At 72.8% G+C, this 20,317-nt stretch carries 21 protein-coding genes; 9 read left to right on the forward strand and 12 right to left on the reverse strand.

The genetic code is table 11. From position 1 onward, the window contains the following. Positions 1-50: 50 nt before the first annotated feature. From EDD29_RS06155 to EDD29_RS06170, 4 genes are read right to left on the reverse strand one after another with little or no spacing between them, the layout of a single operon-like run. Positions 51-1,268 (reverse strand): adenylosuccinate synthetase, encoded by a 1,218-nt coding sequence (locus EDD29_RS06155; RefSeq protein ID WP_211359572.1) that lies wholly within the window; start codon positions 1,266-1,268, stop codon positions 51-53. Next, the gene (locus tag EDD29_RS06160; protein ID WP_123663143.1) at positions 1,265-2,227 is read right to left on the reverse strand and encodes a hypothetical protein; all 963 of its coding nucleotides are present in this window, start codon (positions 2,225-2,227) and stop codon (positions 1,265-1,267) included. The genes EDD29_RS06155 and EDD29_RS06160 overlap by 4 nt, the downstream gene beginning before the upstream one ends. A 35-nt stretch (positions 2,228-2,262) precedes the next feature. Beyond that, the gene (locus tag EDD29_RS06165; protein WP_123663145.1) at positions 2,263-3,222 is read right to left on the reverse strand and encodes a molecular chaperone DnaJ; all 960 of its coding nucleotides are present in this window, start codon (positions 3,220-3,222) and stop codon (positions 2,263-2,265) included. Beyond that, positions 3,219-4,001 carry an NUDIX hydrolase gene (locus EDD29_RS06170; protein ID WP_123663147.1) on the reverse strand — a complete coding sequence of 261 codons (783 nt, stop codon included), beginning with the start codon at positions 3,999-4,001 and terminating at the stop codon, positions 3,219-3,221. Before EDD29_RS06170 ends, EDD29_RS06165 begins: the two co-directional genes overlap by 4 nt. Positions 4,002-4,121: 120 nt before the next feature. Between EDD29_RS06170 and cutA the strand changes: the two genes are divergently transcribed. From cutA to EDD29_RS06185, 3 genes are all read left to right on the forward strand, one after another. Next, positions 4,122-4,502, forward strand: a complete 381-nt coding sequence (gene cutA / locus EDD29_RS06175; RefSeq protein WP_123663149.1) for a divalent-cation tolerance protein CutA — start codon at positions 4,122-4,124, stop codon at positions 4,500-4,502. Further along, on the forward strand, positions 4,499-4,891 hold the full coding sequence (locus EDD29_RS06180) for a hypothetical protein (protein ID WP_123663151.1): 393 nt from the start codon (positions 4,499-4,501) through the stop codon (positions 4,889-4,891). The genes cutA and EDD29_RS06180 overlap by 4 nt, the downstream gene beginning before the upstream one ends. Before the next feature lie 145 nt (positions 4,892-5,036). Then, positions 5,037-5,861: an oxygenase MpaB family protein gene (locus EDD29_RS06185; RefSeq protein ID WP_246052540.1), complete on the forward strand. Its 825-nt coding sequence runs from the start codon at positions 5,037-5,039 to the stop codon at positions 5,859-5,861. On the opposite strand, the gene EDD29_RS06190 is transcribed toward EDD29_RS06185, so the two are convergent. After that, entirely contained in the window at positions 5,845-6,129 is a 285-nt protein-coding gene (locus EDD29_RS06190; protein ID WP_123663153.1) for a metal-sensitive transcriptional regulator, read from the reverse strand. The genes EDD29_RS06185 and EDD29_RS06190 overlap by 17 nt on opposite strands. A 166-nt stretch (positions 6,130-6,295) precedes the next feature. On the opposite strand from EDD29_RS06190, the gene EDD29_RS06195 reads away from it, so the two are divergent. After that, entirely contained in the window at positions 6,296-6,496 is a 201-nt protein-coding gene (locus tag EDD29_RS06195; RefSeq protein WP_123663156.1) for a heavy-metal-associated domain-containing protein, read from the forward strand. 41 nt (positions 6,497-6,537) lie between these two features. Here EDD29_RS06195 and EDD29_RS06200 read toward each other — a convergent pair whose 3' ends face one another. From EDD29_RS06200 to EDD29_RS06225, 6 genes are all read right to left on the reverse strand, one after another. After that, entirely contained in the window at positions 6,538-7,125 is a 588-nt protein-coding gene (locus EDD29_RS06200; RefSeq protein ID WP_123663158.1) for a histidine phosphatase family protein, read from the reverse strand. A 73-nt stretch (positions 7,126-7,198) separates the two neighbouring features. After that, entirely contained in the window at positions 7,199-8,335 is a 1,137-nt protein-coding gene (gene ald, locus EDD29_RS06205; RefSeq protein ID WP_123670305.1) for an alanine dehydrogenase, read from the reverse strand. Between the two features lie 131 nt (positions 8,336-8,466). Beyond that, positions 8,467-9,276: an SAM-dependent methyltransferase gene (locus EDD29_RS06210; protein WP_123663160.1), complete on the reverse strand. Its 810-nt coding sequence runs from the start codon at positions 9,274-9,276 to the stop codon at positions 8,467-8,469. Between the two features lie 115 nt (positions 9,277-9,391). After that, a complete protein-coding gene (locus tag EDD29_RS06215) occupies positions 9,392-10,522 on the reverse strand; it encodes a glycerate kinase (protein WP_246052541.1) in 1,131 nt (376 codons plus the stop codon). 80 nt (positions 10,523-10,602) lie between these two features. Next, positions 10,603-12,000: an NCS2 family permease gene (locus EDD29_RS06220; protein WP_123663162.1), complete on the reverse strand. Its 1,398-nt coding sequence runs from the start codon at positions 11,998-12,000 to the stop codon at positions 10,603-10,605. 34 nt (positions 12,001-12,034) lie between these two features. Continuing rightward, a complete protein-coding gene (locus EDD29_RS06225; protein WP_123663164.1) occupies positions 12,035-12,337 on the reverse strand; it encodes a hydroxyisourate hydrolase in 303 nt (100 codons plus the stop codon). Positions 12,338-12,369: 32 nt separating this feature from the next. Here EDD29_RS06225 and EDD29_RS06230 point away from each other — a divergent pair, with 32 nt between their 5' ends. Together EDD29_RS06230 and EDD29_RS06235 are read left to right on the forward strand one after the other, a co-directional pair. Further along, positions 12,370-13,902 carry a PucR family transcriptional regulator gene (locus EDD29_RS06230; RefSeq protein WP_123663166.1) on the forward strand — a complete coding sequence of 511 codons (1,533 nt, stop codon included), beginning with the start codon at positions 12,370-12,372 and terminating at the stop codon, positions 13,900-13,902. A 187-nt stretch (positions 13,903-14,089) separates the two neighbouring features. Then, positions 14,090-15,385, forward strand: a complete 1,296-nt coding sequence (locus EDD29_RS06235) for a helix-turn-helix domain-containing protein (protein ID WP_246052542.1) — start codon at positions 14,090-14,092, stop codon at positions 15,383-15,385. Between the two features lie 142 nt (positions 15,386-15,527). Here EDD29_RS06235 and EDD29_RS06240 read toward each other — a convergent pair whose 3' ends face one another. Next, on the reverse strand, positions 15,528-15,971 hold the full coding sequence (locus tag EDD29_RS06240) for a GtrA domain-containing protein (protein WP_123663168.1): 444 nt from the start codon (positions 15,969-15,971) through the stop codon (positions 15,528-15,530). 236 nt (positions 15,972-16,207) lie between these two features. Here EDD29_RS06240 and EDD29_RS06245 point away from each other — a divergent pair, with 236 nt between their 5' ends. The 3 genes from EDD29_RS06245 to EDD29_RS06255 all read left to right on the forward strand — a co-directional run bounded on the left by EDD29_RS06245 (position 16,208) and on the right by EDD29_RS06255 (position 20,267). Beyond that, entirely contained in the window at positions 16,208-17,380 is a 1,173-nt protein-coding gene (locus EDD29_RS06245) for a sensor histidine kinase (RefSeq protein WP_123663170.1), read from the forward strand. Continuing rightward, positions 17,377-18,015: a response regulator gene (locus EDD29_RS06250; protein ID WP_123663172.1), complete on the forward strand. Its 639-nt coding sequence runs from the start codon at positions 17,377-17,379 to the stop codon at positions 18,013-18,015. Before EDD29_RS06245 ends, EDD29_RS06250 begins: the two co-directional genes overlap by 4 nt. Positions 18,016-18,287: 272 nt before the next feature. After that, positions 18,288-20,267, forward strand: coding sequence for a glycerophosphodiester phosphodiesterase (locus EDD29_RS06255; RefSeq protein WP_211359573.1), 1,980 nt, complete (start codon positions 18,288-18,290; stop codon positions 20,265-20,267). The last annotated feature ends 50 nt before the right edge of the window (positions 20,268-20,317 follow it).

The raw sequence follows: 20,317 nt of genomic DNA on the forward strand, positions 1-20,317 counted from the left end.
GAGCAGGAGGATCCGCGAACGTTCTTCGAACGCCGGGCGAAGGGCGGCGCTCAGATCAGGGAGAGGGCCTTCTTATCAGTGTGCGCGGGGCCGTGGGACTCCAGGACGAGGGGGAGGCCGAGGGCGGCGGCCGCGTCGGCGGGGGAGGAGACCTTGCCGGTGTAGACGGGGCGCTCGGTGAGGAGGGCGCGGGTCAGGGATTCCTGGGCCGTCAGGTCGGCGTGGACGGGGAGGGTGTCGAAGCCCTTGTACGCGGTGCAGAGGTGGACGTCGGGGGCGTCGGCGTGGGTGACGGCCAGGGCGTCGGCGCCGCCGGAGGCGCGGAGGGCGTAGCGGAGGGCGATCGCGTCGAAGTGGCCGCGGCGGAACGCGCCCTGCCAGACGTGGGCGGTGTTGTGGGGTTCGGGGAAGGCCAGGTCGGGGTCTTCGGTGACGAAGGGGCCGTGGCCGTGGCGGGTCGCGTACTTGCGGACGACGCCGAGGCGGAAGGCGTCGGCTCCGTCCAGGAGTTCGAGGGCGTTCGCGAAGGTGGTCGTCGACCAGGTCGTGTAGGGGTGGAAGCCGTGGAGTTCGTCCAGCAGGACGCCTTGCGCGCCCTCGAAGACGACGGGTCCTTCGGCCAGAAGACGCCGCAGGTAAGGATCCCCGACGATTTCGACGGCCGAAGCGAACCCGGTGAACGCCGCCACGCAGTCCTCGACCGGAGGAACCTCCGCCAAGGGGAACTCCTCCAGGACCCGCGTACGCAGTGCCGTGAGGGCGCGGCGCAGGCGGGAGGGGGACAGGCAGTCGGCCACGCGCGGCGCGTCCGGGTGCGCCAGCGCGTACCGGGCGGTCTCGCCCACGCCCATGCCGCACGAGCCGTGCCGGGCCGCGCCGCGGGCCAGTTCCCTGGCCCGGTTGGCGGCGCGGTGGTACGGCGTGGTGAGGAGCGCGTCCCCCTCCACGGTCAGCCTTTCCAGCGCGTCCGGGACGCCGAGGGCGCGCAGGTGGTCGGCCTCGGAGGCGAGCGCCAAAGGGTCGACCATCATGAACCGGGAAAGGTGGGTGCGCACGCCGGGGGTGAAGGTGCCGGACCCGAACTGCGCGAAGGTGTGGTGCCTGCCATCGGGCGTCACCACGTTGTGCGCGGCCTGCGCGCCGCCGTTGAACCGGACCACCGCGCGGACCGGCCGCACGCCCTCCCGGGCGCACAGCCAGTCCACGACGGTGCCCTTGCCGGCGTCGCCGTACCCGAGGTCGACGACGATCGTGTGCCCGTGGTTCACAGCCGCGTCGTCCCGCGCGGCAGGTCGTCGCCGAGGTCCAGCGGGGCGCTGGTGCGGGCGACGGCGCCCCGGTCGAGCGGCGAGAGCGCCCGCGACACCGCGGCCCCCGCGGTCGAGCCGACCTCGGCGAGGTGGTCGAGCCCCTCGTGCAGGTCGATGGCGTCCTCGGCGAGTCCGACGGTCAGCGCGACGGTCTCGCACACCGCGTCCAGATCGTCCAGGAAGAGCACGTTCTGGCCGAGCAGGCCGCGCCAGAACTCGGTGAGCTTCGGGTCATCGCCGTGGAACGTCCCGGCCGGGATGATGTAGTACACGTCCCACCTCTCGGTGAGTTCCCGGATGATCTCGGCTATCGGGATGTCCGCCTTCAGTTCGTCGCCGATGATCCGCTTGACCTCGGCCTTCTTCACCTTGGCGTAGGCGAGCTCGTCGCCCATGAGGAACAGGTAGCCGCGCTTGCGCCGCTTCTCCCAGCAGTCGGTGGCGGTGTGCCGGGCCATGAAGTACAGCGCGAGCTCGTAGGACTCCGTCATCTGGCCGCCGCCCCCGCCCTCCAGCAGGATCCGGCCGAGATCGTCGTCCATCCGGTTGTCGGACTCGAACTGGCCGACCTGGAGCGGGGCGCGGTCGCAGGTGGCGTCGCCGATCGCGCCGAAGAGGATCTGCGGGTCGGTCGCGTAGCCCTTGCGCTGGAGCAGGCCGAGCAGGTTCGGCAGCTTGGTCTGGAGCGCCCGCGGGACGGTGCGCATCGAGCCGGTGACGTCGAAGAGGACGGCGATGGCGAGCGACTCGGGGTGGTCGTCGCCGTCGCGGCTCTCCCGGAACGCGTTGAGGGGGTCGAGCGCCTCGTGGACCTGCCGGGCGCCGGAGTCGCTGTGCGCGAACGCGCTGGCGCCGGTGGCCTTCCGGTAGCTCGCGGCGGCGTCGTAGACGTTGGTCGACCAGGTTCCGCTGCCCATGTCGGGGTTCCTTTCGTGCGGGGGTGAAAGACGGTCTAGAGGGTGAAGGGCCGGAAGACGCGCGGCCCGTACATGCGGTCGAGCAGTTCGTCGAGCTCGCCGAGCAGCGCCCACGCGTCGGCGGGGCGGAGTCGCGGCGAAGGCTGCGTGCAGCCGCGCGCGAAGGCGCGCATCGGCGGCGGCAGCAGCGGGCCCATCAGGGCGGTCATGCAGCGGGTCGCCAGGAACACGTCCGCCGCGGCGGTGACGGGTTCGCGGGCGACGATCTCGGGCGGGTAGTCGGCCGCGTAGGCGTCCACCATGAGGGGGACGCGGCCGGGCGGGTCGGTGACGGACTGGCCCCAGCCGACCAGGACGAGTCCGTGCATCTCCGGATGGATCATGACGTGGCCGGGCAGCACCGCGCCGTGCACGACCCCGGCCCGGTGCGCGAACCCGAGGACGACCAGGAGCCTCCGCCACATCCAGGCGGCGTCGCGCGGGTCGAGCCCGCCGGGCCGGGCGGCGGCCACCTCGGCGAGGGTGTGGAAGCCCTCGTCGCGGGAGAGGATCGCGCCGCGCCTGCCGTCGTGCTTGATGCTCTCGACGAGCCGGGGCACGTAGGGCAGGTACCGGGGGTCGCCCCGCTCGGCGAGACGCCGCAGCGCCGTCGCCTCGCGGTCCATGAGGTCGCTGTCGGCGGGGTCGCGCGGCAGCTTGAGCAGCAGCCCGCCCCCGGCGCCGGACAGGTCCTCGACGGCGAACAGGTCGGCGACGTCCCCGCGGGCGACCCGCGCGCCGACGCGGTAGGCGCCGCGCCGGGTGGTGAGGACGGTCCCGCCGGTGTGCGCGTGCCACTTGGCGGTGAGCCGGGCGAAGGCCGTCGCGTCCGCGCCGGTGTCGGGGTGCAGCAGCCGCGCGAGCCGGTGGTAGCGCCGGCGCGCCTCGCGCTCGTCGGCCCCGAAGATCTCGGCTGCGGGCCGGTCGAGCAGGGCGAGCGCCTCGTCGGGGGTCATCGGATGTCCTCCTCCGAGGCGGGCCGCAGCAGGGCGGGGTGCAGGAGCCTGGCGTCTCCGGCGCGGTAGAGGCGGGCGCGCGGCCCGCCCTTGCGGCCGCCGGAGGCGGTGGTGTCGCCGGTGCCCTCGATGAAGCCGGGGACCGACAGCACCTTGCGGTGGAAGTTGCCGGCGTGCAGGGCCTCGTCCCAGACGCACTCGTAGACGGCGCGCAGCTCGGGGATCGTGAACGTGCCGGGAAGGAAGGCCGTGGCGAGCGGGGTGTACTCGAGCTTGCCGCGCGCGCGCTCAAGGCCGTCGGACAGGATCCGCGCGTGGTCGAAGGCGAGCCGCCGGGTGGCGCCCGGAGGCTGCGCGCCGGAGGCGGTCAGCCCGAGGGACGCGACGGGCACCCAGGCGGCGTCGGAGGCGTCGCTTCCCGCGCGGGGGTCGGGCATCTCCGGGCCGAACGCGAGGTAGGCGACGGAGATGATCGGCATGCGCGGGTCGCGTCCCGGGTCGCCGTAGGAGGCGAGCTGCTCCAGGTGCACCCGGGAGGGGGAAGACAAGCCGGTCTCTTCGGCGAGTTCCCGCGCGGCCGCCTGGTCCAGGTTCTCCTCGCCGACCTTGACGAACCCGCCCGGCAGCGCCCAGCGGCCCTGGAACGGGGCCTCGCCGCGCTCCACCAGGAGGACGTGCAGGACCCCGTCGCGGATGGTCAGGGCCACCACGTCGACGGTCACGGCCACCGCGGGGTAGCGCGAGGGGTCGTAGTCGGCGAGGAAGGCGTCTTCCGTCACGGTGGCTCCCTGGTCTCGGTGGTCATTCTCAAGATGAGTTCTTCTCGATATGAGTACAACATAACCCACCCCACGCCCGGTGTCCAGTTGTTACGATCAAGGCTGCGGGAGGAGCCCTCGATGGCGCAGGCGTACGTGCAGGTGACCACCACGACCGATGAGCGCGCGGAGGCGGGTGAACTGGCTTCGGCGGCCGTGGCCGAGCGACTCGCGGCGTGCGCCCAGGTCGTCGGCCCGATCTCCAGCACCTACTGGTGGGAGGGGGAGATCGAGACCGCCGAGGAGTACATGGTCGTCTTCAAGACCACCGCCGAGAGGTATCCGCAGCTCGCCCAGCTGATCGCCGACCGGCACTCCTACGAGACCCCCGAGATCATCGCCACCGGGATCGCGGGCAGCGCCGACTACCTCGCCTGGGTCGCCGAGCAGACCGCCGACGAGGACGACGACGAGGACGCCCTGGAGTCCGCGGACGAGGACGATCTGGAGATCGTCGAATGACCGGGCACCTGGCGCGCGCGCTCGGCATCGCCGAGCACTCCCGGGTGCTCCTGGTCGGCGCCCCGCCCGCCTTCGACCTCGGCGAGCTCCCCGCCGACGTCCTCCTCACCTCAGCCCTGCCCGACACCCCGAGGCCGGGCTCCGGCGAACCCTCCTGGCACGTGATCGTCGCCTTCTGCCCCGATCGCGAGGCCTTGGAGGAGACCCTTCCGGAGCTGGCCGGCGCTCTGGCGCCCTCCGGCACGCTCTGCCTCACCTGGCCGTCCGACGGCCCGCTCACCGAGGCCGTCGTCCGCGCCGAGGCCCATGGCCACGCCCTCACCACCGGAGAGGCGGTCTGGGACCTGATCCCGGAATGGCCGGCCCTCCGCTTCGCCCGGGCAACCTGACCCCGCGCCGACCCCGCGCGGCGTCGATCTTCTTTGCCCTGACGCCCGGGAGTTTGCCGCGCCGGGGGTTTGCACTCCTGTTTAGCGTCCCCAACGTACGGTGAAATAAGGGGATATGACCTAGCACACCCCTCAGGAGGCGGCCGTGGCGGATCACGGGATGTTCGGGCCCGGGTCGGTGACGTGGCGCGTGATGGCCGAACCGGTCCTCGCCGTCGGCGGCTTCCGCGCCCTCCTGCTCCAGGCCCTGCACCCGCACTCGATGTGGGGGACCGCGCAGAACTCCGACCTGATGGACAAGGACGCGGCCTGGGCCCGGCTGGGCCGGACGATCGAGTTCGTCAGGGTCAGGACGTGGGAGCCCACGGACGAGGTCGAGCGGATCGGCCGGCGGATCCGGAACCTGCACTCCCACCTCAGCGGGGTCGATCCGCGGACCGGCGAGGTCTTCCCCGTCGACGACCCGGAGAACCTGCTGTGGGTGCACATGGGCGAGGTCGACTCCTACCTCGACATCGCCCGCCGGTCCGGGATCCCGCTCACCCGGGCCGACTGCGACAGGTTCGTCGACGAGCAGCGCAGGTCCGCCGCCGTCGTCGGGCTCGACCCGGGCGACGTGCCCGCGTCCGTCGCGGAGATGGCCGACTACTACGCGGGGATGCGGCCGCGGCTGTTCGCCTGCGACGAGGCCAAGGACGGCCTGCGCAGGCTGTTCAACCCGCCGGTGCCGCCGCCGTTCCTGCCGTTGAAGCTCGCCGCGCCCGGCATCGCCACCCTCGTGGTGGGGACCCTGCCGCGCTGGGCCCGCCGCATGTACGGCCTGCCCGGCCTGCCGACGGACCTCGCGACGACCCTCGCGCTCAAGGGCCTGTACCGGACCACCCACCTGGTGCCGCCCGGCCTGCGCTACGGTCCCGACGCCAAGCGCGCCTACGCGCTGACGAGGGACTCGCTCAACCCCGCCGCATGAGCCTGCCCACCGCGGCCATCAGCTCGGTGGACATCTCCTCGGACTTGCCTTCGTGCGCGCCCTCGGCGACGCAGTGCCTGACGTGGCCGTCGAGCAGCCCGAGCGCGACCTTGTCGAGGGCGGCCTGGACCGCGCTGATCTGGGTGAGGACGTCGATGCAGTAGCGGTCGTCGGTGACCATGCGCTCGATCCCGCGCACCTGGCCCTCGATCCGCCGCAGCCGCGCCTGGAGGTCGTCCTTGGAGGCGGTGTAGCCGCGCGTGGTCATGGCGGTCCTCTACGTGTCGGGGGCGGCGCCGGACTGGGCGCGGAGGCCGGCGTCGGGGCGGGGTCCTCCAGCCTACCCAACCCCTCCGGGGTATGCTCTGCTCCGGATTCACATACCCCTACCCGGTAGGTGTCCCACCGTCCGGCGGCATGGAGGATGATTCGGCATGACCCAGCGCACCTACACCGTCCAGGGCATGACCTGCGGGCACTGCGAGGCCTCGGTGACCGAGGAGGTCGGCGAGGTCTCCGGCGTCACCGGGGTCGCGGTCGACCTCACGGGCGGCCTGGTGACGGTCTCCGGCGACGGCTTCACCGACGACGCGGTCCGCGCCGCCGTCGAGGAGGCGGGCTACGCCGTCGTCTGACCGAGCCGTCGTCTGACCCGAGCCGTCGTCCGGCCGGGGGCCTAGGCGGACGGCGGGATGTTCCAGGAGGTGATGACCTCCCGGCGGTGTTCGAAGCCGAGGGTGCTCGCGGTGCCGGTGTCGAGGGCGAAGAGCCGTCCGTCCCGGGCGGGCAGGCCCAGCCAGCGCGCGGTGAGGATGCGCAGGACGTGTCCGTGCGCGACCAGCGCCACGTCGCCCTCGGCGAGGTGCGCCTTGGCCTTGGCGATCACCCGGTCGCACCGGTCGCCCACCGCCTCGACGGTCTCGCCCGGGGTCGCGCCCGGCACGACCCCGTCCTTCCAGATCCACCAGCCGGGCAGGTCGCGCCCGATCTCCGCCGTGGTGCGGCCCTCGTAGCCGCCGTAGTCCCACTCCCAGAGGTCGGGTTCGGTCTCCGGCGAGGGCACTCCGGCGAGTTCGGCGGTGCGCCGTGCGCGCGCGGCGGGGGAGCAGAAGGCGAAGGCGATGTCGCGTCCGGCGACCCAGGGGGCGAGGCCCTTGGCCTGCTCCTCGCCCCGCGGGGTCAGCGGGATGTCGGTCCTGCCGGTGTGCTTGCGGGTCCGGCTCCATTCGGTCTCGCCGTGCCGCAGAATGACCAGTTCGCCCATGCCGATCATGCTACGCGCCCCGGCGGCGCCGCCCCAGGTCAGGTCGGGCGGGGGGCGGCTCGGACAGCGCGGGTCAGGCCAGGACCTCCACGACCGGGGTGAAGGCCAGGCCGTGCGCCTGGGCGACCTTCTCGTGGGTGAGCGCCCCATCGTGGGCGTTGAGGCCGAGGGCGAGCGCGGGGTCCTCGCGCAGCGCGCGCCGCCAGCCCTTGTCGGCCAGCGCGAGCGCGTAGGGGAGGGTGACGTTGGTGAGCGCCCGCGTCGAGGTGTTGGGGACGGCCCCCGGCATGTTGGCGACGCAGTAGAACACCGACCCGTGCACGGGGTAGGTCGGGTCGGCGTGGGTGGTCGGCCGGGAGTTCTCGAAGCAGCCGCCCTGGTCGATCGCGATGTCGACGAGGACGGAGCCGGGCGTCATCCGCGCGACGAGCGCGTCGGAGATCAGGGTCGGGGCCTTGGCGCCGGGGATGAGCACCGCGCCGATCACCAGGTCGGCCTTGACCGCCTGCCTCTCGATCTCGTAAGCCGACGACATCAGGGTGGTGATCCGGCCCTGGTAGATCTCGTCGACGGCGCGCAGCCGGTCGACGTTCACGTCGATGACCGTGACGTCCGCGCCCATGCCCGCGGCGATCTGCGCCGCGTTCAGTCCGGAGACGCCGCCGCCGATGACCAGCACCTTGGCGGGGGACACCCCGGGGACACCGCCGGGCAGCACCCCGCGCCCGCCCTCCTGGCGCAGCAGGCACTGCGCGCCGACCTGCGGGGCGAGCCTTCCGGCCACCTCCGACATGGGGGCGAGCAGCGGCAGCGCGCGGTTCGGCAGTTGCACCGTCTCGTAGGCGACCGCGGTGACGCCCGCGGCGAGGAGCGCGTCGGTGCAGGCGCGCGAGGCGGCCAGGTGCAGGTAGGTGAACAGGACCTGGCCGCGGCGCAGCAGCCCGTACTCGGCCTCGACGGGCTCCTTGACCTTGAGCACGAGGTCGGCGCCCCACGCCTCCTCGGCCGTGTCGACGATCTTCGCCCCGGCGTGCAGGTACTCCTCGTCGGTGATCGACGAGCCGAGCCCCGCGCCCGCCTCGACCAGGACCTCGTGTCCGTGCCTGACGAGTTCGTGCGCGCCCGCGGGGGTGATCGCCACCCGGTACTCGTGGTTCTTGGTCTCGCGGGGCACGCCCACCTTCGCGCTGCCCGCCGTGTTGCCCGACACAGTGTCCTCCCCGGTGGCACACAGCGCGGCGCCGTCGCCCACCACCTCCAGGGTGCGGCCGGAGGGGGAGGGGAGGACATCTTCACTGTGTCGGTGCGGGGCCCTTCTTCGTGACAGGGTGTCAGCCCGGCTCAGCCCTTGCGGGCGATTCCTCCGTACATGAGCTTCTGGCCGACGGTGAGGGCCGTCTCGTCCACCGGGCCCGCCGGCCGCCACAGCGGGTTCGGTACGACGCCCGGCTCGACGAGCCCGTGCCCGGCGAACCACGCGGTGATCTCCGCCTCCGTGCGGAAGCGCCCGGTGCCGAGGATCGCCAGGAACTGCTGCTCGGCGGCGCGCGCCTCGGGGCTCGAGGCGCAGAAGCTGGTGATGAACAGGTGGCTGCCCGCGGGGACGGCGGCCATGTAGGCGTCGACGATGCCTTGGGGGTCCTCGTCGTCGTGCAGGTGGTGCAGGATGCCGATCAGCATGATCGCGACGGGCTCGGTGAAGTCGATGAGCCCGGTGACCTCGGGGGAGGCCAGGACGGCGGCGGGGTCGCGCAGGTCGCCGCTGACGACCGCGGTGCCGGGGCTGGCGGCGAGGATCTCCCTGCCGTGCACCTTCACCATGGGGTCGTTGTCCACGTAGACCACCCGGGCGCCGGGGTCGGCGGCCTGGGCGACCTCGTGGGTGTTGCGCACCGTCGGGAGGCCCGAGCCGAGGTCGATGAACTGCCTGACCCCCTGGGAGATCAGGTACTCGACCCCGCGCTTGAGCGCCTCGCGGTTGTAGGTGGCGACGTCGTAGATCTCCGGGACGATCTTGACGAGTTCGGCGACGAAGGCCCGGTCGACGGCGAAGTTGTCCGTGCCGTTGAGCACGACGTCGTAAGCCCGCGCGATGCTCGGGACCGTGATGTCGATGCCTTTGGCCGCCCACTCCTGCTGCGATTCCGTCATGGAGTGCCTTCCGGTGCCGTGAACGAGGGGCTTACAGCGTACTGAAAGCCCCCTACCGGGAAAGGGGGAATTCCGGTGCATTCCCACGCCCCGGCACGGGCTCGCGGCACCTGGGTCAGCGGAGCCATTCGTCGGCGATGGCGACGGTCAGCTCCTCCAGGAGCGGCCCCGCGGAGCGCATGCAGCGCTCGGGGTCGCTCTCGATGTCGGTGAGCGCGTAGGCGGCGCTGATCCTGGCGCGGCGGAGCTGCTCGCCGGTGAGGCTGCGCCGCCCGGCCACCGCGACGACGGGCACGCCCGCCCGGCCCGCGGCCCGGGCCACCCCGACGGGGGCCTTGCCGCGCAGGGTCTGCGGGTCGAGGCTGCCCTCGCCGGTGATCACGAGCCGGGCCCCGCTCAGCGCCTCGGTGAAGCCGAGCAGGTCGAGCAGGTAGGAGATGCCGGGTTCGACGCGGGCGCCGAGGAAGGCCAGCGCCGCGAACCCGACCCCGCCCGCGGCCCCGGCGCCCGGTTTGTCGCGCGACGGGGTGCGGGTGGCCGCCTCCGCGAGGTCGGCCCATCGGCGCAGGCCCGCCTCCAGCACCTGGACGCCCTCGCGGGTCGCGCCCTTCTGCGGCGCGTACACCGCGGCGGCCCCCTGCCTGCCGAGCAGCGGATTGTCGACGTCGGAGGCGACGACGACCTCGGCGCCGCCCAAGTCGGCGAGCCCGCGCAGGTCGAGGGCGTGCAGGCCGCGCAGGGCGGCGCCGCCGGGCGGGAGCGGGGCGCCCTTGGCGTCCAGCAGCCGCCCGCCGAGCGCGGTGATCATGCCCGCGCCGCCGTCGGTGCAGGCGCTGCCGCCGAGCCCGAGCACGACGCGCCGGGCGCCGCCGCGCACCGCGGCGAGGATCAGCTCGCCGGTCCCCGCGCTGGTCGCGGTCATCGGCTGGGGCCTGCCCTCGGGCAGGAGGTCGAGGCCCGCGGCCTGGGCCAGTTCCACCACCGCGACGTCGCCGCGCACCGCGTAGCCCGCCTCGACGGGCTGCCCGGTGGGCCCGGACACCTCGGCCCGGTGGAGGGTGAATCCGGCGGTCACCGCGGCCTCCACGGTGCCCTCGCCGCCGTCGGCGACGGGCAGGGTGGTGACCTGGACGCCGGGGCGGTGCCTGGCCAGCCCGGCGGCGACGTGCCGGGCGACCTGCGAGGCGGTCAGTGAGCCTTTGAACTTGTCCGGGGCGATGAGAACGTGCCCGGTGGGTGAAGCCACCTCGTCGTGCCTTCCTGGCGGATCTTTCAGGGGATCGCTCCATTCAAGCCCGGTGCAAGTGTCGCCGAGGCCAGAGTGTCCTACCCGATACCGAAGAGCCGCTGGAGCGGGTCGAGGAAGAAGTAGAGCAGGAAGATCGCCGAGATCACCCACAGCGGCCAGGCCACCTTGCGGCCCAGCGCGGTGCGGGCGACGGTGAAGGCGATCACGCCGAGCCCGATGCCGTTGGTGATCGAGTAGGTGAACGGCATCGAGACGATGGTGACGAACGAGGGGATGACCATCTCGGGGTCGCGCCAGTCGATCTTGCCGACCTGGCTCATCATCAGCGCGCCGACCACGATGAGGGCGGGCGCGGCCGCCTGCGCGGGCACCAGTGACGCCAGCGGGGTGAAGAACAGCGCGAGGGTGAACAGCAGGCCGGTGACGATGTTGGCCAGGCCCGTCCTGGCGCCCTCGCCGATGCCCGCGGCCGACTCGGCGAACACGGTGTTGGCCGAGGAGCTGGTGATGCCGCCGAGCGCGGCGGTGACGCCGTCGACGGTGAGGATCCGGCCGAGGCCGGGGACCCTGCCGTCCTCGGTGACGGTCCCGGCCTCCTCACTCAGGCCGACGATCGTGCCCATGGCGTCGAAGAAGCCGGAGAGCACGAGGGTGAACAGCACGACGAGCGCGGTGATGAACCCGGCCCTGCCGAAGCCGCCGAACAGGTCGACCTGGCCGAACAGATGGAAGTCGGGCAGGCCGAGCACGCCTTCCGGCAGCTTCGGCACGACCAGGCCCCACGCCTCGTCCTTGATGTCGGCGAACGCGTTGACGATCATCGTGAGCACGGTGCCCGCGACGATCGCGATGAGGATCGCGCCCGGCGTCCTGCGGACGTACAGCGCGACCATGAGGACGAGGGTGAAGGCGAAGATGAGGACGGGCCAGCCCGTCAGCCGTCCGCCGCCGCCGGGGCCGAGGGCGAGGACCGTGCCGCCGCCGCCGCTGATGAAGCCCGCGTCCACCATGCCGATGAGGGCGATGAACGCGCCGATGCCCGCGGTGATCGCGTACTTGAGCGCGAGCGGGATCGCGTTCATGATCAGCTCCCGCACGCCGGTGACGGCGAGCAGGATGATGATGACGCCCTCCAGCACGACCAGGCCCATCGCCTGGCTCCACAGCATGTGCGGCGCGGCCTGGTAGGCGACGACCGCGTTGATGCCGAGGCCCGCGGCGACGGCCATCGGCGCGTTGCCCACGAGGCCCATGAGCAGGGTGCCGATGGCCGCCGACAGCGCGGTCATCGCGGTGAGCTGCGGCACCGAGAGCTGCGCGCCGGTGACGTCGGACGCGCCGCCGAGGATGATCGGGTTCAGCAGGAGGATGTAGGCCATCGCGACGAACGTGGTGACGCCGCCGCGCAGCTCGCGCGGCACCGTGCTGCCCCGCGCCGACACCTGAAAGAAACGGTCGATACCGGCCGCGGCCATGCAGATCCTCCTACGGTGAGACTTTCACACGGGATTATTCCGCGACCACCGCCGCCGAGTACGCGTGGGGTGCGATGTGCACATGAAGGCTCCTTCCCGCCGCCGGATCGAAGATCACCTGAACCTCGGGAAAGGCGCTTCGGAAGTACTGGCCGACCCCCAGCCGGGCCCGGAACGGGCCGTCGCCCGGCGCGTCGAAGGCGATCCGCCCGGCCGCGTCGGTGACGTCCTCGCCGACGGGTCCCCAGGTCGTGCCGTCGTAGGCGTCGAGCCGGGCCGGGATGTCGCGGGCCGGCCGGCCCTGGACGGTGTCGACCACCTTGATCGTGATGCTCATGCCCCCATCCTCCCGCCCACTAGCCTGGGCCTGTGCGATTGAGGGACCTCTTGGAGATGGGCGAGCTGGGCCTCGTGCTGCTTTCCGGCGAGCACGCGCTCGACCGGCCGATCCGCTGGGTGTACCTCACCGAGCTCGTCGAGACCGGCCGCTACCTGTCCGGCAACGAGCTGGTGCTCACCGGGCTGATCGGGCCGCAGTTGCGCGAGCGCCCCGAGGACCTCGTCGACGATCTCGTCGACGCCGGGGCGACCGCCCTGGGCGTCGGGCTGTCGGAGCACGACGAGGTGCCCGCCCGGGTGCGCGAGGCGTGCGCGCGGCGCGGGCTGCCGCTGCTGGAGGTCTCCCGGGAGCTGTCCTTCGGCGCGATCAGCGAGCTGGTCACCCGGCGGCTCACCACCGAGCGCGCCGCGGGCCTCGCCACGGTCCTGGGCCGGCACCGGCGGCTGATCGCCTCGGTCGCCGAGGGCTCGGGGCTGGAGTCGGTCTTCAAGGTGACCCAGGCGGAGCTGGGCCGCGCCTGCTGGGTGCTGTCCCCGACCGGCCGGGTGGTGGTCGGCCCCGGCCAGGACCCGCCGGACGCCCGGCGGCTCGCCGCCGAGTACCTCACCGCGGCCCGGCTTCCGCAGGTCGTCATGGGCGGGCCGGAGGGGCCCCGGACCCTTCTGCCGATCAACAGCAGGGCCGCGCACCGCGTCGCGGGCTGGTTCCTGGCCTGCGAGGGGGAGCTGGCCGACCTGCCGGATGAGGTGCGCGAGTCCGCCCACGAGCTCGCCGCCCTCGCCGCGCTGGAGCGGGCGAGGCTGGAGGAGGGCCAGAAGGTCGAGCGGCGGCTGCTCGGCGAGCTGCTCGACCCGGCGCTGACCGAGCCCGCCGAGATCGGCGCGCGGATGCGGACCTGCGGGCTCGACCCGGCCCGTCCCTTCGTCGCGGTGGCCTGCGCGCTAGGGGACGCCTACGGCACCGACACGGCGGAGGGCGTCGAGGTGCTGCGCGAGCTGATGCCCGAGGCGACCGCGGTCACCGCGATCGAGGGCGAGGCGGTGACGGTCGTGCGGGCCGAGGACGGCGTCCAGGGGCTGGTGGAGCGCCTCCGGGAGGCCGCGGTGCTACTGGAGGCCGGGCTGGTCCGCGAACGTCTCACCGTGGGCGTGAGCGGCCCGGCGACCGGGCCGTCGATGCTGCGGGGCGCGGTCGAGGAGGCCAGGCACACCCGGCGGCTCGCCGCGGCCCGCCGGGCCGGGCGCGCCCATGTGGTGACCAGCGACGAGATCCACTCGCACGCGCTGCTGCTGGCCACCGTGCCCGACGGGGTGCGCCGCTCGTTCCGGGAGCGGCTGCTGCGCCCCCTCCAGGACTACGACAGCGAGCACAACTCCGACCTCGTGGCGACCCTCGCGGCCTTCCTCGACCACTCCGGATCCTGGAACAAGTGCGCCGCGGCGCTGCACCTGCACGTCAACACCCTGCGGTACCGGATCCGGCGGGTGGAGGAGCTGACGGGCCGGGATCTCTCGACTTTGGAGGACAGAGTCGACTTTTTCCTGGCACTTCGTGCGATGTAAGGGCGGACCGCTGCCGAATCAGCAACAATGCACGCGCGGGCCGATGCCACTGGGCGTGGCGTGGGCGGTCGCGGGTGCCAGAAGGAGTCCGAAGGCTCCCGAGATCGTCAGGACCGCCACGGCGGCCCGAACGGCGATGACTGTGCGCTTACGGTTCATGACTGGAAGCTAAGAGGAGCGGGCGGCAGTGAGTCAAGAGACTCTGGGGGACCGGATCAGGAATCTCCGGATCAAGCTGGGCGTCAGCCAGGCACAGCTGGCCTTTCCCGAACTGTCGGACAGCTATATCTCACTGATCGAGAGCGACAAGCGGGTCCCCGCGCCGAGCGTCATCGAGCTCCTCGCGCGCAAGCTCAACTGTTCGGCGACCTACCTCGTCAGCGGCGTCAGCGAGGACATCGTCGACGAGCTGCGGGTCACCCTGGAGTACGCGGAGATCGCCCTCCAGAACGGCGCGGCGGCCGAGGCCCGCGACAGGTTCGCCGAGGTGCTCGCGCACTCCGACGCGCTGGCGCTGCCCGACATGCTCAAGCAGGCCCGCTGGGGCCACGCGCTCGCGCTGGAGGCCGGCGGCGCGCTGGAGGAGGCGATCACCGCCCTGCGCGAGATCTCCTCGGGGGCGTCCCTGGAGTACGACCGGGACCACTGGACCCGTGCGCACGTGGCGCTCAGCCGTTGCCTGCGCGAGCGCGGCGACACCAGCGCGGGCGTCCAGGTGGCCGAGGAGGCCCTGCGCCGCCTGGCGATCGCGGGCGGCGAGTTCACCGACGCCGCGGTGCACCTGGGCGCGACCCTGCTCGGCTGCTGCATCGAGCGCGGCGACCTGGTGCGCGCCGGACAGCTCGCCGACGACCTGATCTCCCGGGCGGAGCGGATCGGCACCGTCCAGGCCAGGATCGCCGCCTACTGGGAGGCCGCCTACGTCGCGGAGATGCGCGGCGAGTACGAGCGCGGCGTCGCGCAGGCCGAACGGGCGCTGAGCCTTCTGGGCGAGGACGAGGACGCGCGCAACCTGTCCCGCCTCAAGCTCGCCTACGCCTCGCTGCTCCTGCGCGCCCGTCCGTCGGAGGCCCAGCGCGCGCGCGAGGTGCTCGTGCAGGCGCGCGCCGGGATAGAGGGGAGCGCCGCCGGCGAGGTCGACACCGCCTGGTGCCTGACCGAGCTGGCCCGCGCCGAGACGATGCTGGGCCGTCCGGCCGAGGCGATCGAGCTGGCCGGGCAGGCGCTCGCGCTGCTGGGCGAGGAGCCCCGCCGCTCGTCGGCCTGGGCGCTGACGGTCCTGGGGGAGGCGCACGTGCGGCTGGGCCGCCGCGGCGAGGCGCTGGGGTTCCTCACCAAGGCGGCGACCTGCCTTGAGGAGATGGAGTCCACCCGCGACGCCGCTCAGGCGTGGTTCGACCTCGCCGAGCTGCTGGGGGAGACCGGCGAGGAGGGCCAGCGGCGCGACGCCTACCGCCGCGCCCTGGCCTGCGTCGGCCTCTGACGCCCCCGGATGGGGCGAGAGAGCCGAGACGAGATCACGGAGCAGACGGAAAAGCCCGGTCCCTCCGAGGGGCCGGGCTTCGTCGTGCGGGTGTCGGCGTGCGGTGCGGTCAGGCGGGTGATGCGTCAGGCGGGTGGTGCGGTCAGGCCGCGAGGGCGACGGTGTCGCGGTCGTCCAGGCCGCCGAGGCGCTTGGAGAAGACCATGATGCGCAGGACGATGAAGCGCACGGTCCCCGCGACGGCGGACGCGACGAGGTAGACGCTCTGGTCCAGCAGGACGCTCGGGTTCGGGTGGAGGGCGCGCAGCACGATCATCGCCACCGACGTCGCCGCGAACGCCCCGAAGGCGGTCAGCGCCGACTCGGCGTGCATCCGGAGACCGCGCCTTCCGCTGCGGAAGGTGATCTTGCGGTGCAGCTCGGTCGACAGGATGGTGCCGACCACGGTGATCAGGGCGTTGACCGCGACGAGCTGCGCCGGGACGTCGCTGACCACACCGAAGAGGGAGAGGAGGACGCTGGACAGCACGGTCACTCCGCCGCCCAGGGCCACGAAGAACACGAAGGAGCGGACCGGTCCCGGCATCGCCGGTCCGGTCTGACCTGGAAGGGGCCTTTCGGTCCCGGGGGGGTTCCCTACGCTCATGATCCCAACGCTATCGACAGTCACTGACACTTTTAACGTCCTGCTCACCATAGCCTTGAACCGATGCTTCAGATACAACCGTTTCTTGTCTCTTTCGTCACTCCCGCGTGAGAAGGAGATCGGTATGGCACCTGCGGGTGAGCCGACCCTGAGTGCGCTGCTGGCACCATGAGGGGGTGAGACCGCTCCGCCCCCTTTACGCCGGACTGACCTGGCGCAGGTGGACGTTCCTGCTGCTCGGTGGGCTGCTCTGCGCGCCGACGGCGGTCGTCGTCGCCTTCGTCGGGGGGACCGCCAACGCCCTGCTGCGCCCCGAGGCGCTGGCCATCGGGGTGACCTTCGGCGTGAGCCTGCTGCTCATGGCGGGTCTCGGGCTGCTGCCCGTGGTGCGCAAGCTCGAAGGGGCGGTCGCGGCGGAGCTGCTGGGGGCGCCCCAGGTGATCGGCACCTGCGCGCGCTGGCCGGCCCGGCTGCGCGCGGCGGTCTGGTTCGTCGGGCACCTGTTCTGCGGGGCGCTGGCCTGCGGCGCGACGATCTTCGCGCCGCCCGCGATCGGCTACGGCCTGATCCGGCCGCTGCTGGCGAAGGACGCCATGATCTGGCCGTCGCTGCTCGGCCTCGTGGTGATCCCCGCGTTCCTCTACGGGATCGTCCTCGCGGGCCATCTGGCCGCCCGCGTCGCGGAGTGGGCGCTCGGGCCGTCGGCGCAGGAGCGGGTGGAGGCCGCGGAGCGGCGGGCATCGGTGCAGGTGGAGCGCACCAGGCTGGCCCGGGAGCTGCACGACTCGGTCGGCCACGCGCTCAGCATCGTCACCGTGCAGTCGGCCGCCGCCGAGCGGATACTCGACCGCGACCCCGACTTCGCGCGGCAGGCGCTCAAGGCGATCGAGGAGTCGGCGCGGACCGCGCTGGAGGACCTCGACCATGTGCTCGGCCTCCTCCGTGAGGAGGAGTCCGCCCGAGCCCCGCAGCGCACCTTGCGCGACCTCGACGACCTGCTGGCCAAGACCGGTCTCGACATCCGGGTGGACCGCGACGGCGACCTCGACCGGCTGCCCTCGGCGGTGTCCCGCGAGGCGTACCGGATCATCCAGGAGGGCCTGACCAACGTGGCCAAGCACGCCGGGCACGTCCCGGTGGACCTGCGGCTCAGCGCCAGGCCCGGCGTCCTCGACCTGGAGCTGCGCAACCCGATGGGGGCGCGCACCCACGGCCGCGACACCGGCGGCCGGGGCCTGGCCGGGCTCAGCGAGCGCGTCGGCGTCCTCGCCGGCCGGATCAGCGCCGGCGCGCTGGACGGCCACTGGCGGCTGGCCGCCTCGATTCCACTGCCTAAGGGGACCGCATGACCTCCGTGCTCATCGTCGACGACGAGCGGCTGATCCGCGCCGGACTCGCCGCCATCGTCGGCGCCGAACCCGACCTCACCGTGGTGGGCCAGGCAGGGGACGGGGCCGAGGCGCGCCTGGAGTCCGCCCGGCTGGCCCCGGACGTCGTGCTCATGGACGTGCGGATGCCCGGCGCCGACGGCCTCGAGGCGACCCGCGCGATCCTCGCCGAGCAGCCGGACCCGCCCAAGATCCTCGTGCTGACGACCTTCGAGAACGACGACTACGTCTACGACGCGCTGCGGGTCGGCGCCAGCGGCTTCCTCCTCAAGCGCTCCCGCCCCGAGGAGATCCTCCAGGCGATCAGGCTCGTCGTGCAGGGCGACATGCTCCTGTTCCCCGCCGCCATCCGCGCCCTCGCCGTGCCCCGCGCCACCCACGCCCGCGTCCGCTGGCACGGCGACCTCACCGACCGTGAAGCCGAAGTCCTCCGCCTCATGGCGACCGGCCTCTCGAACGCCGAGATAGCCGAAACCCTCTTCCTGAGCCTCCAGACCATCAAGACCCACGTCGGCAACCTCCTGGCCAAACTCGGCGCCCGCGACCGCACCCAAGCCGTGATCTTCGCCTACGAGACCGGCTTCATACCGCGCTGAACCGCGCCGCCTCCGGCGTCGCGGTGATCGGGCGCTCGGGCGCCCCGGTGCGGTTCCTCGTCAAGGCCCGCGGCGGGTGGCGGGGCTGGAACCCTTCCCGGGGGTCGGGGGTCGGGGGTCGGGGGTCGGGGGCGGAACAGTGGCGGTGGGGCGGCGGTGGGGTGTCCGGAAAGTGTGCTTTTGGTGGTGTAAGTCACTGTTAATTTGGTGGTTCGGGCAAGATCGTGCGGTTGTGGCCGGGTGTTTCGGTCGTCCACTTAGCGTCCGCCGGTGTGACAAGAACTCCTCTGACGCAGGGCCTTCCCTCCGGTAAGACGATCTCCGTGCGGCGCGCCACCGCGGCGCTCGCGGCCTCCACGCTGGCGGTCGCGGGCATCGCCGCCCTCTCCCTTTCCGCCTCCGACCCGGCCTCGGCCGCCCCCGGCGACGTCGCGGTCTCCGCGAACTTCGACGACGGGCAGATCCCGGCGGGCTGGAACTCCGACGGGGCCTGGACGGTCAAGGACGGGAGGCTCGTCGGCACGTCCGCGAGCGGGAACAAGCGGATCACCTTCGGCAGGCACCTGAACGACTTCCGCTTCGAGGCGACCGCCCGGTTCGACAAGGTCAACGAGGCCACTCGCTGGACCGCCTTCGGTCTCGACGTCCCGGCCGGCGGCGCGGTCCCGTGGTGGATCGCCACGATGCGCAGCGGCACGACCGCCTCCAACGGCCTGGAGTTCGCCGAGCTGAACAAGTCCTCGGCCTGGAACGTCACCAACACCACCTCGGCGCCGACCGCCGCGGGCACCGGCCGCGACGTCGAGGTCGCCATCGAGGTGCACGGCAACCAGGCGCGCTGGTTCTTCGACGGGACCCAGATGATGCGCACCACGAGCCTGGTCCGCTCGGCCGACGGCGGGCAGGCCCTGGTCGTCAACGGCGCGACGGTCTCCTTCGACGACGTCAAGGTCACCGAGCTCCCGGCCAACGGCTACCTCCGCCCGGCCGGCACCCCCATGACGGTGATCGCCCACCGCGGCGCCTCTTCGGCCGCGCCGGAGAACACCCTGGCCGCCCAGGAGGTCGCCCGCAAGGGCGGCGCCGACTTCATCGAGAACGACGTCCAGCCCAGCAAGGACGGCGTCCCGTTCATCCTGCACGACCCCACGGTCGACCGCACCACCGACGGCACCGGCGCGATCCGCTCGCTCACCTCGGCCGAGCTCAAGGCCCTGGACGCCGGGTCCTGGTTCTCCCCGAACTTCGCGGGCGAGCGGCTGCCGACCCTCGCCGAGCAGCTCGCCGACCTCAAGGCGCGCGGCGGCAACCTCCTCCTGGAGATCAAGGGCGCGCACACCAGGGACGAGGTCGCCACGATCGTCAAGGTGATCCGCGACGCGGGCATGACCCAGCGCGTGTTCATCCAGAGCTTCGAGGTCGACGCGCTCAAGTACTCCCGTGAGCTGGCCCCCGAGCTGCCGACCGGCCTCCTGCGCAGCGGCCTGGACGCCGACCCGGTGGCGGTCGCCAAGGACCTGGGCGTCACCGCCTACAACCCGACCGGCGACGCGCTGATCGCCGACCCGAAGGCGATCGCGGACCTGCACGCCGCGGGCATCGCGGTGATGGCCTGGACGGTCGACTCGGCCGCGCAGTGGAAGAAGCTGGACGAAGCGGGCGTCGACGGGGTCATCACCAACCGTCCGGCCGAGCTCGTCGGCTGGAGCGCGGCCCGGCAGCAGACCGCCCCGCAGACCCCGGCGCCCGCGTCGGTGACGATCGCCTCCCCGGTCGCGGCCGCGGTCCTCGACCGGTCGCAGAAGCCGGTCGTCGGCGTGGTCGCCGCGAACGCCGAGGACGTGAAGGTCACCGTCGACGGCGCGGTGGTCGAGGCGGGCACGGCGCTCGACCTGTCCCTGCTGGCCGCGGGCGAGCACAAGGTCGAGGCCGAGGCGACGGGCGAGGAGGGGGTCGTCAAGGCGTCCTCGACCTTCACCGTCGCGGTCACCCGGGCCGGGCTGCTCCAGCTCGTGCTGAACTCCGGCGCCGACGCCAAGGCCGTGGACTGGATGCTCGGCAAGCTGGTGGACGGCAAGTACGCCGACGTCGCCAAGTACGCCCAGAAGGAGAGCGGCAAGCGGGTCCCGGCGGGCCACGCCGCGGTGATCGCCGCCGACGCGGCCGCCCTGGCCGCCGCCGAGCCCGGCAGGCCGGACCACGGCGAGGGCGACGACAAGGACAAGGACGAGCACGGCCGGCCGCACCGGTAACGCGGCACCCGACGGGCCCGGCCCCCCTTCGATCAGGGGGCCGGGCCCAT

It is taken from the genome of Actinocorallia herbida, assembly GCF_003751225.1.
GTDB lineage: Bacteria > Actinomycetota > Actinomycetes > Streptosporangiales > Streptosporangiaceae > Actinocorallia > Actinocorallia herbida.

Coding starts and splice junctions, on each gene's coding strand:
- EDD29_RS06160 (WP_123663143.1), bottom strand. CDS start 2,227: ATGGGCAGCGGAACCTGGTCGACCAACGTCTACGACGCCGCCGCGAGC.
- EDD29_RS06165 (WP_123663145.1), bottom strand. CDS start 3,222: ATGACCCCCGACGAGGCGCTCGCCCTGCTCGACCGGCCCGCAGCCGAG.
- cutA (WP_123663149.1), top strand. CDS start 4,122: ATGGCGCAGGCGTACGTGCAGGTGACCACCACGACCGATGAGCGCGCG.
- EDD29_RS06180 (WP_123663151.1), top strand. CDS start 4,499: ATGACCGGGCACCTGGCGCGCGCGCTCGGCATCGCCGAGCACTCCCGG.
- EDD29_RS06190 (WP_123663153.1), bottom strand. CDS start 6,129: ATGACCACGCGCGGCTACACCGCCTCCAAGGACGACCTCCAGGCGCGG.
- EDD29_RS06195 (WP_123663156.1), top strand. CDS start 6,296: ATGACCCAGCGCACCTACACCGTCCAGGGCATGACCTGCGGGCACTGC.
- EDD29_RS06200 (WP_123663158.1), bottom strand. CDS start 7,125: ATGGGCGAACTGGTCATTCTGCGGCACGGCGAGACCGAATGGAGCCGG.
- EDD29_RS06210 (WP_123663160.1), bottom strand. CDS start 9,276: ATGACGGAATCGCAGCAGGAGTGGGCGGCCAAAGGCATCGACATCACG.
- EDD29_RS06220 (WP_123663162.1), bottom strand. CDS start 12,000: ATGGCCGCGGCCGGTATCGACCGTTTCTTTCAGGTGTCGGCGCGGGGC.
- EDD29_RS06225 (WP_123663164.1), bottom strand. CDS start 12,337: ATGAGCATCACGATCAAGGTGGTCGACACCGTCCAGGGCCGGCCGGCC.
- EDD29_RS06240 (WP_123663168.1), bottom strand. CDS start 15,971: ATGCCGGGACCGGTCCGCTCCTTCGTGTTCTTCGTGGCCCTGGGCGGC.
- EDD29_RS06250 (WP_123663172.1), top strand. CDS start 17,377: ATGACCTCCGTGCTCATCGTCGACGACGAGCGGCTGATCCGCGCCGGA.